Annotated in this window: 15 protein-coding genes; 7 read left to right on the top strand and 8 right to left on the bottom strand. The window is 71.4% G+C overall.

Translation table 11 applies throughout. From position 1 onward, the window contains the following. The first annotated feature begins 74 nt into the window (after positions 1–74). Positions 75–1,460 carry a cystathionine beta-synthase gene (locus ACIQ7Q_RS15080; RefSeq protein ID WP_403860768.1) on the top strand — a complete coding sequence of 462 codons (1,386 nt, stop codon included), beginning with the start codon at positions 75–77 and terminating at the stop codon, positions 1,458–1,460. A gap of 371 nt (positions 1,461–1,831) precedes the next feature. Here ACIQ7Q_RS15080 and ACIQ7Q_RS15075 read toward each other — a convergent pair whose 3' ends face one another. Next, the gene (locus ACIQ7Q_RS15075; RefSeq protein WP_403860765.1) at positions 1,832–2,248 is read right to left on the bottom strand and encodes a hypothetical protein; all 417 of its coding nucleotides are present in this window, start codon (positions 2,246–2,248) and stop codon (positions 1,832–1,834) included. Positions 2,249–2,414: 166 nt separating this feature from the next. On the opposite strand from ACIQ7Q_RS15075, the gene ACIQ7Q_RS15070 reads away from it, so the two are divergent. From ACIQ7Q_RS15070 to ACIQ7Q_RS15060, 3 genes are all read left to right on the top strand, one after another. Beyond that, entirely contained in the window at positions 2,415–2,810 is a 396-nt protein-coding gene (locus ACIQ7Q_RS15070) for a VOC family protein (RefSeq protein ID WP_403860762.1), read from the top strand. A 114-nt stretch (positions 2,811–2,924) separates the two neighbouring features. Next, positions 2,925–3,761: a MurR/RpiR family transcriptional regulator gene (locus tag ACIQ7Q_RS15065; protein WP_403860760.1), complete on the top strand. Its 837-nt coding sequence runs from the start codon at positions 2,925–2,927 to the stop codon at positions 3,759–3,761. Between the two features lie 110 nt (positions 3,762–3,871). Beyond that, a complete protein-coding gene (locus ACIQ7Q_RS15060; RefSeq protein ID WP_403860757.1) occupies positions 3,872–4,432 on the top strand; it encodes a hypothetical protein in 561 nt (186 codons plus the stop codon). Between the two features lie 13 nt (positions 4,433–4,445). Here the strand turns inward: ACIQ7Q_RS15060 and ACIQ7Q_RS15055 are convergent, their stop codons facing one another. The 7 genes from ACIQ7Q_RS15055 to ACIQ7Q_RS15025 all read right to left on the bottom strand — a co-directional run bounded on the left by ACIQ7Q_RS15055 (position 4,446) and on the right by ACIQ7Q_RS15025 (position 10,130). Then, positions 4,446–4,817: a hypothetical protein gene (locus ACIQ7Q_RS15055; RefSeq protein ID WP_403860754.1), complete on the bottom strand. Its 372-nt coding sequence runs from the start codon at positions 4,815–4,817 to the stop codon at positions 4,446–4,448. 121 nt (positions 4,818–4,938) lie between these two features. Then, complete coding sequence (locus ACIQ7Q_RS15050; RefSeq protein ID WP_403860751.1) at positions 4,939–5,325, bottom strand: roadblock/LC7 domain-containing protein; 387 nt, start codon at positions 5,323–5,325, stop codon at positions 4,939–4,941. 79 nt (positions 5,326–5,404) lie between these two features. Further along, positions 5,405–6,202 (bottom strand): transcriptional regulator, encoded by a 798-nt coding sequence (locus tag ACIQ7Q_RS15045; protein ID WP_403860748.1) that lies wholly within the window; start codon positions 6,200–6,202, stop codon positions 5,405–5,407. Continuing rightward, positions 6,199–6,597 (bottom strand): hypothetical protein, encoded by a 399-nt coding sequence (locus ACIQ7Q_RS15040; RefSeq protein WP_403860745.1) that lies wholly within the window; start codon positions 6,595–6,597, stop codon positions 6,199–6,201. The genes ACIQ7Q_RS15045 and ACIQ7Q_RS15040 overlap by 4 nt, the downstream gene beginning before the upstream one ends. A 156-nt stretch (positions 6,598–6,753) precedes the next feature. After that, entirely contained in the window at positions 6,754–8,133 is a 1,380-nt protein-coding gene (locus ACIQ7Q_RS15035) for an APC family permease (RefSeq protein WP_403860742.1), read from the bottom strand. 106 nt (positions 8,134–8,239) lie between these two features. Further along, on the bottom strand, positions 8,240–8,704 hold the full coding sequence (locus ACIQ7Q_RS15030) for an SRPBCC family protein (RefSeq protein ID WP_403860740.1): 465 nt from the start codon (positions 8,702–8,704) through the stop codon (positions 8,240–8,242). A gap of 103 nt (positions 8,705–8,807) precedes the next feature. Further along, positions 8,808–10,130 (bottom strand): diaminopimelate decarboxylase, encoded by a 1,323-nt coding sequence (locus ACIQ7Q_RS15025; protein ID WP_403860737.1) that lies wholly within the window; start codon positions 10,128–10,130, stop codon positions 8,808–8,810. Positions 10,131–10,236: 106 nt separating this feature from the next. On the opposite strand from ACIQ7Q_RS15025, the gene hutU reads away from it, so the two are divergent. The 3 genes from hutU (at position 10,237) to ACIQ7Q_RS15010 (ending at position 14,521) form a co-directional block, all read left to right on the top strand. Then, positions 10,237–11,898 carry a urocanate hydratase gene (gene hutU / locus ACIQ7Q_RS15020; RefSeq protein WP_403860734.1) on the top strand — a complete coding sequence of 554 codons (1,662 nt, stop codon included), beginning with the start codon at positions 10,237–10,239 and terminating at the stop codon, positions 11,896–11,898. Between the two features lie 104 nt (positions 11,899–12,002). Further along, positions 12,003–13,193: an allantoate amidohydrolase gene (locus tag ACIQ7Q_RS15015; protein WP_403862114.1), complete on the top strand. Its 1,191-nt coding sequence runs from the start codon at positions 12,003–12,005 to the stop codon at positions 13,191–13,193. Next, positions 13,184–14,521, top strand: coding sequence for a formimidoylglutamate deiminase (locus tag ACIQ7Q_RS15010; RefSeq protein WP_403860731.1), 1,338 nt, complete (start codon positions 13,184–13,186; stop codon positions 14,519–14,521). The genes ACIQ7Q_RS15015 and ACIQ7Q_RS15010 overlap by 10 nt, the downstream gene beginning before the upstream one ends. Positions 14,522–14,546: the final 25 nt, after the last annotated feature.

Below are 14,546 nucleotides of genomic sequence, written 5' to 3'. Positions count from 1 at the left end.
GCAGCCACCGTCGCCCAATCCCACGTTCGGCCGCTTACGCTGGGCGCACCATCACGGAGACCCCGGAGAACATTGTGCGTATCCACAACTCGATGATCAGTCTTGTCGGCGACACCCCGCTGGTGAAGCTGAACAGCGTGACCGCAGGCATTTCTGCGACCGTCCTCGCCAAGGTGGAGTACTTCAACCCGGGCGGGTCGGTGAAGGACCGGATCGCCCTGCGGATGATCGAGGCGGCGGAGGAGAGCGGCGCCCTGCAGCCCGGCGGCACGATCGTCGAGCCGACGAGCGGCAACACCGGCGTAGGACTTGCGATCGTGGCCCAGCAGAAGGGCTACAAGTGCATCTTCGTCTGCCCGGACAAGGTGTCCACGGACAAGATCAATGTGCTGCGCGCGTACGGCGCCGAGGTCGTCGTGTGCCCCACGGCCGTCGACCCCGAGCACCCGGACTCGTACTACAACGTCTCCGACCGTCTGGTGCGCGAGACGCCGGGTGCCTGGAAGCCGGACCAGTACTCCAACCCCAACAACCCGCGCTCGCACTACGAGACCACAGGGCCCGAGCTGTGGGAGCAGACGGACGGGCGGATCACGCACTTCGTCGCGGGCATCGGCACCGGCGGCACGATCTCCGGCACCGGTCGCTATCTGAAGGAAGTCAGCGACGGCAAGGTCAAGATCATCGGCGCGGACCCCGAGGGCTCCGTGTACTCGGGCGGTTCGGGCCGTCCGTACCTCGTCGAGGGCGTCGGTGAGGACTTCTGGCCCTCCGCGTACGACCGGACCGTGACGGACGAGATCGTCGCCGTGTCCGACAAGGACTCCTTCCAGATGACGCGCCGCCTCGCCAAGGAGGAGGGCCTGCTGGTCGGCGGCTCCTGCGGCATGGCCGTCGTCGCGGCCCTGCGCGTCGCGGAGCGGCTGGGACCCGACGACATCGTGGTCGTCCTGCTGCCCGACAGCGGCCGCGGCTACCTGAGCAAGATCTTCAACGACGAGTGGATGGCCGACTACGGCTTCCTGGCGGGCGAGGGTGCCGCGTGCGTCGGTGACGTGCTGCGCGACAAGGAGGCCGGCGGCATCCCCAGCCTGGTGCACATGCACCCGGAGGAGACGGTCGGGCAGGCCATCGAGGTGCTCCGGGAGTACGGCGTCTCGCAGATGCCCATCGTGAAGCCGGGCGCCGGCCACCCGGACGTGATGGCCGCGGAGGTCATCGGCTCCGTCGTCGAGCGCGAGCTGCTCGACGCGCTGTTCACGCAGAGCGCGTCCCTGGGCGATCCGCTGGAGAAGCACATGTCCGCGCCGCTGCCGCAGGTCGGCTCCGGCGAGCCGGTCGGCGACCTGATGTCGGTGCTCGGCGCGGCGGACGCGGCGATCGTGCTGGTCGAAGGCAAGCCGACGGGTGTGGTGAGCCGTCAGGACCTGCTGGCGTTCCTCGCGAAGGGCGGCAAGTAGTCCTCACGGACGCCGTTTCGTGCAATCGGCACGCGCACGTCATGTACGCGCAGCACCCGCTTAACACGCGTCCGGCACAGTGGTTGATGTCGGCGGGGGTACCGGGCAGGTAACCCGGTCGGCACAAGTGGCGGCGTCACAGGACTTCCGGAGCGGCTCCCGGACCTCCAAAGACGCCCCGGACGCGGAAAACCGGTCCTGACCCGGCCCGTGTCCTTCGCGGGGACCGCTGTCGTCCCGGCCCCCGGCCCTCGGCCGGGGGTGCGGCGGTCCCCGCGCACCACTTTGCACCCCGAATCGCGTTGCGCCGAACCGTGCTGCACCCCGACCGCGTTGCGCGGGGCGGCGGGCTCAGCCGGCGCCGGCCTCCGTCACTCGTCCCACTCGGACCCTGCCGACCGGGACTTGCGCTGCCAGGGCCAGGCGTGCGCCGCATGGGCCACGTTCACGCCGACGATCCCGAGCCAGGTCACGATCAGGCCCGGCAGGTCAGCGTTGGCCACGCCGATTGCGGAGAGCGGGATGGCCAGGATCATCGTGATGATGGCGAAGCCGAAGCGCTCCCCGAAGTTGTCCCCGGACTGCTGCCGGCCGGGGCCGCGGGCGACCGTCATCTGTTGTTCGGCGAGCCGGCGCCTGACCCGGCGGTCGACGGTGGTGTCGAGCCGCTCCTCCACCTTCTCCAGGAACGACTCGACGAGTGCGGACTCGTACTCCTCGCCCAGGTCGCGGCGGGCGTGGAGGGTGGCGTCGAGCTCCTTTTTGAGCTCAGGGTCGCGGGCTTCCATGGCACAGAAACTACGGCCGGGCCGACCGCGGTGTCAGTGGGGGTAGCCCCCCTCTTTCTCAGGGGCCGGCAGGAAGAGGATCTTCTTCGGGAACAGCCGGAGCAGAGTCCCACCGCCGTGCGAGCATGTGCCGACGGACGCAGTCGAACACACGGGGGAAGAGCCGATGAGCGCCGACGTCACCGCGGACCACCACTTCGGCGGTCTGCACCACGTCCAGCTGGCGGTCCCGCCCGGGGCCGAGGACCGGTGCCGCCGCTTCTGGGGGGACGTGCTCGGCATGCGCGAGCTGCAGAAGCCGCCGGTGCTCGCCGCCCGAGGCGGCTGCTGGTTCCGCGGCGGCGGCCTCGAGGTCCACCTCGGTGTCGAACAGGACTTCGCGCCTGCCCGCAAGGCCCACCCCGGCATCCTGGTCCGCTCTCTCCGTAGCCTTGCCGCGCGTCTGGAGGAGTGCGGCCACGAGGTGACGTGGGACGGCGAATTCCCCGGGCACGACCGCTTCTACGCACACGACCCGTTCGGCAACCGGCTGGAGTTCATGGAGCCGCACCCGGCGTCCTGAGCCGCGGCCCGCTCCTTGCGCGGATCATCGACCCCCGCCTGCCTTGCCCGGCCTGCATATCGTCATGCAGAGTTCTTGGTGACTGAATAGGCAGGCCGGAGGATGGGGGATGGCATGAGCGACAGCCCTGCCGGACGACTGCAGCAGCTGTTCGAGGGACACCGGCTCACCCCCACCCAGCGCCGCATCGCGCACTGCATGGTGCGTCGCGCCGCCGACGTGCCGTTCCTGTCCAGTGTGGAGCTGGCGGAGCTCGCCGGGGTGAGCCAGCCGTCCGTCACCCGTTTCGCCGTCGCTCTCGGCTTCGACGGCTACCCGGCGCTGCGCAGGCATCTGCGCGAGGTCGTGCCGCCGGAGACCGCCACCGGCGGCGACGCCTTCAACGAGTACCAGCAGGCCGTCCAGGCCGAGATCGAGAATCTGCGCCGGCTCGCGGAGATGCTCGCCGAGCCCGCGCTCGTCGAGCGCGCCGGGCGGCTGCTGGCCGCCTCCCGGCCGCTGCCGGTGCTGGGGCTGCGGGCCGCGGCCTCGCAGGCGCGCGGGTTCGCCTACTTCGCGGCCAAGGTGCACCCGGACGTACGGCTGCTCGACGAGGGCGGCTCGATGCTCCCGGACCGTATCGACGCCGCCGGACGGGCCGGCGCGAGTGCGCTGCTGTGTTTCGCCCTGCCACGGCACCCCAAGGAGGTCGTCGAGGCACTGGAGTACGCGCGCTCCGTCGGCCTCACGGTGGTGACGGTCGCCGACTCGGCGTTCGCGCCGGTCGCCGTGCACAGCGATCTGCTGATCCCGGCGGCGGTCGGCACCGGCCTGGCCTTCGACACGGCGTGTGCGCCGATGCTGCTCGGACGGGTTCTGCTGGAGGCGATGTGCGACGGACTGCCGGACGCGCAGGCCCGGCTGGAGGACTTCGACGCCCGGGCGGTCGAACGCGGTCTCTTCGCCGAGTGACAACTCCGCCCGGACAAGGGGTTCTTCTCAGGCGCCCTTCAGACACGGCCGATATCCTCCGCGCCCACGGCATGGATCGGCCGTGCGGATCTCTCGGAGGGAGTACGGAAGTGGGTCGCGGGACGCAGTCGCTGGCGCGAGTGGCGGTGGTCGTGAGGGCAGGGGCGGCGCCCCTGTGGTGGCTGGGTGTTCTGGCCGCCGGGATCGGTGTGCTGCTGCCCGGTCTCACCGGCCGTCGTATCGGCCTCTTCGCGGGGGCCGCTCTGTTCCTGGTGACGGCCGCTGTCGTCGCCCTCGCACGCCGCGGTCGCTACACACTTCTCGCTTCCTGTGCCACGCGCGCGGGACGGCACGATGTGCTCCAGGACCGCCGGGTGACGCTGCGGGTGGTGCGTCGGCCCAAGAGCTGGTGGCTGCTGCTCGCCTTCCTGGCCGCTGTGGCGAGCTCGCTCGTGCTGCCGGCTGCGGGCGGGGCGGTGCTGGCGGGTGCGGGGACGGGTCTGTGGCTCAAGGCGGCGTGGCTGGGCCGCCGCGAGCGTGCCGAGGAGGCGCTGCTGTGGATGCGGACCGACTGGCTGGCCGCCGGTGCGGCGGGCAGGCCGGTCGAGGGGTTTCGCACCACCGGGATCGCGGCCGGCGACGCCGCGCCCGGAGGGGCGCGGCGCCGATAGGGCTCGGACCGGCTCAGATCTCCAGTTCGGCCTCGATCTTCTTCAGCTGGTGGCGGGCCATCGCCAGGTTCGCCCGTTCCTTGTCGAGTGCCAGATACAGGAACAGTCCGTTGGTGCCGCGGCCCTTCATCAGCCGGATCAGGTGGTACTGGGAGCCGAGCGTGATCAGGATGTCCTCGATCTCGTCCTTGAGGCCCAGGTGCTCCATCGTGCGGACCTTGGCGCGGACCACGTCGGTGTTGCCCGCCGCGGCCACGGTCAGATCGAGGTCCTTGCTGCCGCCGATGGTGCCCAGCGCCATGCCGCTGGTGTAGTCGACGAGCGCGGCGCCGATGGCGCCCTCGATGGTGGTGGCTTCCTTGAGCGCGGTCTCTGTGTTGGCCATGGCAGGCGTTCTTTCCTTCCGTCTGGTGGTTGTTCTTGCGGTGGTGCGGCCGGTCCGGGTGCTTCTGCCGGCCCGTGCGGGTGGTGGTTCCGCGGGGTTCGCGGGGGAGGCGGCCATCGCGTCAGGCGTCCTGGGATCGTTCGAGAGCGGCGTCGACCAGCGCCCCGACACGGGCACCGGCCCGACGGGCCTCGAGGTGGAGCCGGCCCACGTTGGTACGGGGCTCGGCCAGCACGGTCAGCACGGCGGAGGCGCCGGCCGCGTAGGTGGCGACATAGCCCGCCTCGCCCCGGACGAGCAGCTCCTTGAAGCCGCCCTGCCCGGTGGTCTCGGTCAGCCGCTGCGCTACCGAGAGCGCGGCCGCCGTGAGGGCGGCGACGCTCTCCGCCTCCGTGGTGTCCGCCGCCAGCACCAGGCCGTCGATGCTCGCCGCGAGCACGCCGGTCAGCTGCGGCATACGGGCGCGCAGGCGTCTGATTTCACCGAGCACCTCGGTCTCGGCCGTCATGAGCTGTCTCCTCTCGGCGCGCAGCCTCAGGGCACGCCTCATGACGCGGTGCGCGGGGCCCGGTGGGTCGTGCGGTGTGTCACAGGCTTGCCTCCAGAGCGTCGCGGAGCCGGCGTAGCAGGGCGATGTCCGGGTCGGCGGGGAATTCGGCGACCCAGGCGGGCAGCGGGGCAGGATCGGTCGTGGCCGGTCCGGACGGTGTCTCGACGAGCCCGGCCGCGGCCAGCCGCCGTACGTCGAGCAGGGTGTTGAAGGCCGGCCGGCCCATGGCCCTGGCGATGGCAGAGGGGGTACGGACACCGTCGGCGAGCGCCAGCAGCGCCCGCTGTCTGGGGGTGGCCGTCGCGCCGTATCCGGGCGGGAGGCGCCGCAGGGGCGCGGTGTCGACCTCCGGGTGGGGCCAGACGGAGTCGAGCAGCCCGCGCCGCCTGCGGGCCTCGCGGGCCACGGCCGCGGCGGGCACGGGACGCACGGTGCCGATCCAGTGGGCGACGCCGTAGCGGAAGCGGGTCGGCCCGCTGCCGGGTGCCAGCGTGAAGAACGCGGCGTCGTGGAGGGCGCCGAGGTGGCAGATCTCCAGCTCCCCGTCGGCGACCTGCCCACTGTCGACGAGGAAGCGCGCCACCTCCCTGCGCGCGCCGGCCTTGGCGACCGCCTCGTCCCAACCCGTGCGCGGGAGGCGGCCGCCCGCCGTCAGGAGGACGTCGAGACCGGGCGCGGCGGGGCTTTCGGCGTGCACGACCAGGCCGTCGGCGAGGTAGAGGGCACCGTGGTCACGGACGAGGACGCCGGTGGCCCGCTCCTGCGCGAGCCTGCCGAGCATGGGCGAGAGGGCCGTCACCGCGTCCGTCGCCGCGTCCGTCACTGGTGCGGTCATCCGAGGACCAGCCGCTCTGCGAGGTCCGCGAGGCGCAGCCGGGCGAGCGCCAGGTTGCCGGTCTCCCGGTCGAGCCAGAGGTGCAGGAACACACTGCTGTCGAACGTCGTCTCCACGAACCGCACCACGTGATACCCGGTGCGGGTGGTGACGATGAGGTCCTCGACGGGTAACCCCTTGAGGCTTTCGGGGTGGGTCTCCTCGGGAGCGAACGACGGGTACTCGGCGGCCATCCGGGCCAGTTCGGCCGTCTCCGCCGCCGTCGCCTCGTGGTCGCCGCCGGGGGTCTCCCCGACGGCGCCGAGGGCGAGCCCGCTCGTCCAGTCCACGATGGAGGCCCCACGGGCCCCCGGCACCACCATGGCCTGCAGCAGGCACTCGTCGATTCCGGGCACGCGGACTCCCCTCCCCGCCTCGGTGTGCCGCGCACGAACGCGGCAGTGACGGAAAGGTTACGCACCGTGGCGCCGGCCGGAGGGGTTTCTGGCATTTTCCAGCGGAACATGCGCGGGCCCGTTAAGGTCCGCCCCAACGTGTAGGAAGAGAGCCCCCTATGCCTTCCCTCGGTCGGCCTCCTCCTCGTGGCGCAGCTTCAGCACCGCCTTGTTGACGGCCCACAGCACGATGCCGATGGCCAACAGCACGCCGGCTCGGACGTAGACGTCCGCCGCCCGGTCGGCCATGGGGCTGGCCAGGGCGATCGCGGTGATCGCGCCGAGGACCGGCAGGATCGTCGGCGTACGGAAGTGAGCGTGCTCCACACGGTCCTTGCGCAGCACCAGCACGGCCACGTTGACCACCGCGAAGACACAGAGCAGCAGGAACGCGGTGGTGTCCCCGAGCCCCTGGATCTCGCCCGTCGACACCAGTCCGATGGCCAGCAGGGTCACGAACACGATTCCGGTGACAGGGGTGCGGCGCCTGGGGAGGACCTTGCCCATGCCGCGCGGCAGGACCTTCTCGTTGGCCAGCCCGTAGCAGAGCCGGGACGCCATCATGATGTTGATCAGCGCGGAGTTGGCGACCGCGAACAGGGCGATCAGCGCGAAGAGCCTGGGCGGGAAGTCGACTCCCCCGGCCTTGACCACCTCCAGCAGCGGGCCACTGGACTTCTCCAGCGTGCGGTAGTCGACGAGCAGCGACGAGATCAGCGCGACGAGCACATAGATGGTGCCGGTGACGGCGACACCGATGAAGATCGCGCGGGGGAAGGTGCGGAGCGGATCGCGGGTCTCCTCCACCATGTTGACCGAGTCCTCGAAGCCCACGAAGGCGAAGAACCCGAGGGCTGTCGCCCCGAGGACGCTGGTGATCAGTGCGTAGCCGGTGCCGGAGGCCTGGAACTCGCCCAGCCGGGACGGCTCTCCGTCGCCGGTGAATACGGCCCAGGCGCCGATCGACAGGATCACCAGGAGGCCGGTGAGCTCGACGGCGGTCAGTACGACGTTGGTCTTCACGGACTCGGACACACCGCGCAGTGCCAGCGCGGCGAGGGCGACGATGAAGACGATCGCGATGAGGGTGGGCGGCACGGCGTCGGTGAACTCCTGGAAGTAGTCCCCACTGAATGCCCGGGCGGCGGCGCTGGCCGAGGAGAGGCCGGAGCACATCACCATGAAGGCGACGATGAAGGTCAGGAAGGGGATCTTGAACGCCTTCTGCGTGTAGAGCGCGGCACCGGCGGCCTTCGGATACTTCCCGACCAGTTCCACGTACGACGCCGCCGTCAGGATGGCCACCACGAAGCCGATCGCGAAGGGCAGCCACAGGGCGCCGCCGACCTTGCCCGCCACCTTGCCCGTGGTGGCGTAGATGCCGGTGCCCAGGATGTCGCCGATCACGAAGAGGATCAGCAGCTTCGGCCCGATGGCCCGTTTCAGGGCCGGCTGCCGGTCCGGTGAGTCGGTGGACGTCGGTGCGGATGTGGCCATGAGACACCTCTCCCGTAGTCAGATGGGAAGGTTTCTGCCCTGCGTGAGCCCTCTGTGATGCTTGCCTGCGCCAGGCGGGCGGACCCGAGGGAGAGCCGCTGCCGTGTCAGCCGCCGCGGCGCTCCACCGCGGCGGCCACGTCGTCGAGATCCCTTGCTATCGCCTTGCGCACGGCTTTGGCGCCGAGCGGACCGAGGACCTTGGCGAGCAGGCCCATGAAGCCGCCGGGCGGCTCGGCACCGAACGTCAGCCGGACGGTCGTCGCCTTGGGACCGGCGGGGACGACGGTGAACTGGGAGACATAGTGGGTGCCTCGCGAATCGGCCTCCACCACATAACGCTCGGGGGGCTCGCACACCGTCACGTACATCTCCTCCGTGGCTGCCTTGCCCAGCATCCGCCGGGTCTCGCGCCACCGGGTGCCGACGCCGAAGCCGCCTTCGGTCAGCACCTCGACCTTCTCCACGCCGCTGAGCGTGCGCTCCCAGCCCCGGATGTCGGTCAGGGCATCCCATACGGGGCCGGGCGGCGCGAGGATCAGACGCTCGACGACAACGCTGCTGGTGGCCATGGGTCCATGGAACCATTGGGGTCGGACAATCGCCCCTGCTGAACGTTCACCGGCCGAGGCGTCCCAGCGCGCTCCTCGGCCGGCCGAGGCAGCGCTGCGCTTGTCAATCGAGCAGCGTGTCCCGTTGTGCTCCGCCGGACTCCGCGACGATCTCCTCCACGCTCTGGGCCTCCCGCACGGTGGTGAACCGCACCTCGCTGTCCTGTCCGGCCGTGAAGCCGTGCACGGCGGGCCTGGGCAGGCTGTTGTAGCCGTAGTGGTTGGAGAAGTAGTACGCGCCCGTGTCGAGCGCAGCGATCACGTCGCCCGCCTCCAGCAGCGGCAGCCGCCGCTTCTCCGCCAGCAGGTCACCGGCGAAGCAGGCCGGCCCGGCGATGTCCTGCTCGACGTCCGGACCGGCCTTGGGCACGCCCGTGACGTCGTACGCGGCGATTCGCAGCGGCCAGGACACGGGGTCGTAGACGGTGCGGGTGGCGACCTGGACGCCCGCGTGGGTGACCGCGATCGGCCGGGAACCGGCGGACTTGGCGTACTCGACCCGGGCGAGGACCGTGCCGTGCTTGGCGAGCAGCGAGCGGCCGAACTCGGTGACCAGGCCGTACCGGCCGTCGAGCAGTCCGGGGACGCGTTCCTTCAGGAGTCCGGCGTAGTCGGCGAAGGCCGGGGTGTGTTCGTCGGAGGAGAAGTTGACCGGGAGACCGCCGCCGATGTCGATCGTGTCGATCTGCTGCCGGCCGGCCGCCGCGTTGATCTCCTCGGCGAGCTCGTACAGCGCGTGGATGCCCTGTGCCATGCGCGCCAGCGCCATTCCCTGGGAGCCGGAGTGGGCGTGCAGCCGTGTCATCCAGGGGCGCTCGAGGTAGGCCCGTACGACCCGCTCCCGGGCGCCCGCGTCGTTCAGCGCCACGCCGAACTTGGACGTGGGGGTGGCCGTCGACAGCGCCCCGATCGAGCCGCCGCCGACCTGTGGATTGACCCGCAGGCCGAGCGGGGAGGCGGGCTGCCCGTCGCCGCCGCTGACGAGGGTGTCGAGGCGGCCGAGTTCCTGCCAGTTGTCGGCGTTGACGGCGATGCCCAGTTCGAGGGCTTCGCTCAGCTCGGCGACGGTCTTGGCGGGGGAGTCGAGCACGATCCGGTCCGGCGGCAGGCCGGCGGCCCGTGCCAGTGCGAGCTCACCCGGGCTCGCGACCTCCGCGCCCATTCCTTCCGCGTGGAGCAGCGCGAGGACGGGCACCAGCGGGGCGGCCTTCACGGCGAAGGCGTGCAGCACCGGCGCGTCCGTGACGGCGGCGAACGCGCCCCGCAGGGCTGCCACCGAAGAGCGGATACCCGCCACATCGAGAAGGGCGGCCACGGGCTGCTCCTCGGTGAGAAGTCCCTGTTCCACGGCCGCTCGTACGGCCACATCCCGGCGGTCGACAGTCATGGCGCCAGCCAATCACCCGGCGGGTCGCGCCGCAGCGGTTGACTACATCTATTCAGATGGCGAGTATGTGAATAGAAAACCCACATCGTTGCGAGGAGGCATCGCCATGTCAGGACCCCGCCCCGTACGGGCACCGCGCGGTACGGAACTGAGCGCCCTGGGATGGCAGCAGGAAGCCGCCCTCCGCATGCTGCAGAACAACCTCGACCCCGAGGTCGCCGAGCACCCCGACAAGCTCGTCGTCTACGGCGGCACCGGCAAGGCCGCCCGTGACTGGCGCTCCTTCGACGCGATGGTGCGCACGCTGCAGACCCTGAAGCAGGACGAGACGATGCTCGTCCAGTCCGGCCGTCCCGTCGGCGTCATGCAGACCCACGAGTGGGCGCCGCGTGTCCTCATCGCCAACTCCAACCTGGTCGGCGACTGGGCGAACTGGGAGGAGTTCCGGCGGCTGGAGCAGCTGGGTCTGACCATGTACGGCCAGATGACCGCCGGCTCCTGGATCTACATCGGCACGCAGGGCATCCTGCAGGGCACGTACGAGACGTTCGCCGCCGTCGCCGCCAAGAAGTTCGGCGGCACCCTGGCCGGCACGATCACCCTCACCGCCGGACTCGGCGGCATGGGGGGCGCCCAGCCGCTCGCCGTCACCATGAACGACGGCGTCGCCATCTGCATCGACTGCGACCCGCGCGCCATCGAGCGACGCATCGAGCACCGCTACCTGGACGTCAAGGCCGACTCCCTGGAGCACGCGCTCCAGCTCGCCGTCGAGGCCCGCGACGCCCGCCGCCCCCTCTCCATCGGCCTGCTCGGCAACGCCTCCGACCTGCTGCCCCGGATGCTCGCGGAGGGCGCGCCGATCGACATCGTGACCGACCAGACCTCGGCCCACGACCCGCTCGCCTACCTGCCGACGGGCGTCGACTTCGACGACATGGCCTCGTACGCGGCCAAGGACCCGGCCGGATTCACCACCCGCGCCCGTGAGTCGATGGCCCGCCACGTGGAGGCGATGGTCGGCTTCATGGACGCGGGTACCGAGGTGTTCGACTACGGCAATTCGATCCGCGGCGAGGCACAACTGGCGGGATACGACCGGGCGTTCGCCTTCCCCGGCTTCGTTCCGGCGTACATCAGGCCGCTGTTCTGCGAGGGAAAGGGCCCGTTCCGCTGGGCGGCGCTCTCGGGCGAGGCGTCGGACATCGCCAAGACGGACAAGGCGATCCTGGACCTCTTCCCGGAGAACGAGTCCCTGCACCGCTGGATCAAGATGGCCGGAGAGCGTGTGCACTTCCAGGGCCTTCCCGCCCGCATCTGCTGGCTCGGCTACGGCGAGCGCGATCGCGCGGGAGAACGCTTCAACGACATGGTGGCGAGCGGCGAGCTGGCAGCGCCGCTCGCGATCGGCCGCGACCACCTGGACTGCGGCTCCGTCGCCTCCCCGTACCGCGAGACCGAGGCCATGCTCGACGGCTCCGACGCGATCGCGGACTGGCCGCTGCTGAACGCGATGGTGAACGTCGCCTCGGGCGCGTCGTGGGTCTCTCTCCACCACGGTGGCGGCGTCGGCATGGGCCGCTCGATCCACGCCGGCCAGGTGTCCGTCGCGGACGGCACGAAGCTCGCGGGCGAGAAGATCCGCCGGGTCCTGACGAACGACCCGGGTATGGGCGTGATCCGCCACGTGGACGCGGGCTACGACATCGCGGAGTCGGTTGCCGACGCCAAGGGCGTACGCGTCCCGATGCGGGAGGGCGACGCGTGACCGGGTCTGCGGGCCGTCGTCCCGCAGAGCAGCGGGGGCACCGCCCGGGTGGAGCTCCGGGGGCGGGTGGGCGCGGCCCGGCGGAGCCGGCCTCGTTCCACGAGATGTGGCGCGACCTGCTCCCCATCGGCCGCCACGCGGACACCCGCGGCTACCGCCGGTTCGCGTGGACCGCCGCGGACCGGGACTGCCGCGCCTGGTTCGAGGCGCAGGCCGCAAGCCGTGGGCTCACCTGCGAGATCGACCGCAACGGCAACCAGTGGGCCTGGCTCGGCGACCCCCTCGCGGGTGACGCCGTCGTCACCGGATCGCACCTCGACTCCGTACCCGACGGCGGCGCCTTCGACGGCCCGCTCGGTGTCGTCTCGTCCTTCGCCGCGCTCGACGAACTCCGTCGCAGAGGTGCGGAGTTCACCCGGCCCCTCGCCATCACCAACTTCGGTGACGAGGAGGGCGCCCGGTTCGGGCTCGCCTGCGTCGGCTCCCGGCTCGCCGCCGGGCAGCTGACGCGGGAGAAGGCGTACGAACTCCGCGACGCGGACGGCGTCACCCTCCCGCAGGCGATGGAGGCGGCCGGTCACGACCCGGGCGCCATCGGCGCGGACCCCGAACGCCTCGCCCGCATCGGCGCGTTCGTCGAGCTGCACGTCGAGCAGGGGCGTGCGCTCGACCTGACGGGCGACGCCGTGGGCATCGCGTCCGCCATCTGGCCGCACGGCCGCTGGCGGTTCGACTTCGCCGGCGAGGCCAACCACGCCGGCACCACCCGGCTCGTCGACCGGCGCGATCCGATGCTGACGTACGCGGAGACCGTCCTCGCCGCCCGCCGCGAGGCGGAACTCGCGGGAGCAGTGGCCACGTTCGGCAAGATCTCCGTCGAGCCGAACGGCGTCAACGCGATCCCGTCCCTCGTCCGCGGCTGGCTTGACTCCCGCGCCCCCGACCTGGCGGCTCTCGACACCGTCGTCTCCGCAGTCGAGCAGGCCGCGCGGGAACGCGCGGAACGCGACGGCGTGGACCTCACGGTCGTCCGGGAGTCGTTCACGCCCGTGATCGAGTTCGAGCACGCCCTGCGCGACGAGCTGAACAAGATCCTCGGGGGCGCGGTACCCGTTCTCGGGACGGGAGCCGGACACGACGCCGGAATCCTGTCCGGCTCGATCCCGACCGCCATGCTGTTCGTACGCAACCCCACGGGTGTCTCGCACTCCCCCGCCGAATCCGCGGCCGAGGACGACTGCGTGGTCGGGGTGGTCGCACTCGCCGACGTACTGGAGGGCCTGGCGTGCAGGTGACGACGTACTGGCTGGAACACGCGTGGCTCGGCACGCACGTCGAACCGGGCGTGGCGCTGCACGTGGCCGACGGGCGCATCGCCGCCGTACGGGACGGCGCCGCAACCCCGCCGCCGGGCGCGGAGATCCTGCGCGGCCTGACGCTCCCAGGCCTCGCCAACGCCCACTCGCACGCCTTCCACCGCGCGCTGCGCGGCACGGTGCAGGTCGGCTCGGGGACGTTCTGGACGTGGCGCGAGGTGATGTACCAGGTCGCCTCGCAGCTGACACCGGAGTCGTACTTCGCGCTGGCACGCGCCGTCTACGCCGAGATGGCGCTGGCCGGGATCACGGCCGTGGGCGAATTCCACTACGTGCACCACGCGCCCGGAGGCGTCCCGTACGCCGACCCCAACGCGATGGGCGAGGCGCTGATCGCCGCGGCCGGTGAGGCCGGCATCCGGATCACACTGCTCGACACCGCGTATCTGGCCGCGGGCTTCGACCAGCCGCCCAACTACCACCAGCGGCGCTTCAGCGACGGCACGGCGGACGCGTGGGCCGAGCGGGCCGACGCGCTGAAGGACGGTGAGCACGTACGGATCGGGGCCGCGATCCACTCCGTACGGGCCGTGCCCGCGGACCAGCTGTCGACGGTCGCGTCCTGGGCCTCCGTTCGCCATGCGCCTCTGCACGTCCACCTCTCCGAGCAGACCGCGGAGAACGACGCGTGTCTCGCCGCGCACGGCTGCACGCCCACACGGCTGCTCGCCGACCACGGTGTGCTCGGCGCGCGCACCACCGGCGTCCACAACACGCACCTCACCGAGGAGGACATCGCGCTGCTCGGCGGCACGACGACGGCCACCTGCATGTGCCCGACGACCGAGCGCGACCTCGCCGACGGCATCGGCCCCGCGCCGGCCCTCCAGGCGGTGGGTTCGCCGCTGTCCCTCGGCAGCGACAGCCACGCCGTGATCGACCTTTTCGAGGAGGCGCGCGCCATGGAGCTGAACGAGCGCCTGCGCTCCCGCACCCGCGGCCACTGGACGGCGGGCGCGCTGCTCCGCGCCGCGACGGCCGACGGCCACGCCGCGCTCGGGTGGCCCGAGGCCGGCAGCCTCGAGCCCGGCGCGCTCGCCGACTTCACGACCATCGCCCTGACCAGCGTCAGGACAGCCGGGCCACCGCCGCGTCTGGGAGCTGAGACGGCGGTATTCGCAGCGTCGGCAGCGGATGTGCGCCATACGGTCGTGGGCGGCCGCCATGTCGTCCGGGACGGGGAGCACGCCGCCGTCCCGGACGTTCCCCGAGCCCTGACGGACGCGATCGCCGCACTGCACGGCTGAAGGAGACACCCCGCATCATGAACAG

The sequence above is a fragment of the Streptomyces sp. NPDC096176 genome (assembly GCF_044763255.1).
Classification (GTDB): Bacteria; Actinomycetota; Actinomycetes; order Streptomycetales; family Streptomycetaceae; genus Streptomyces.
This window is presented reverse-complemented; position numbering and strand designations above follow the sequence as displayed.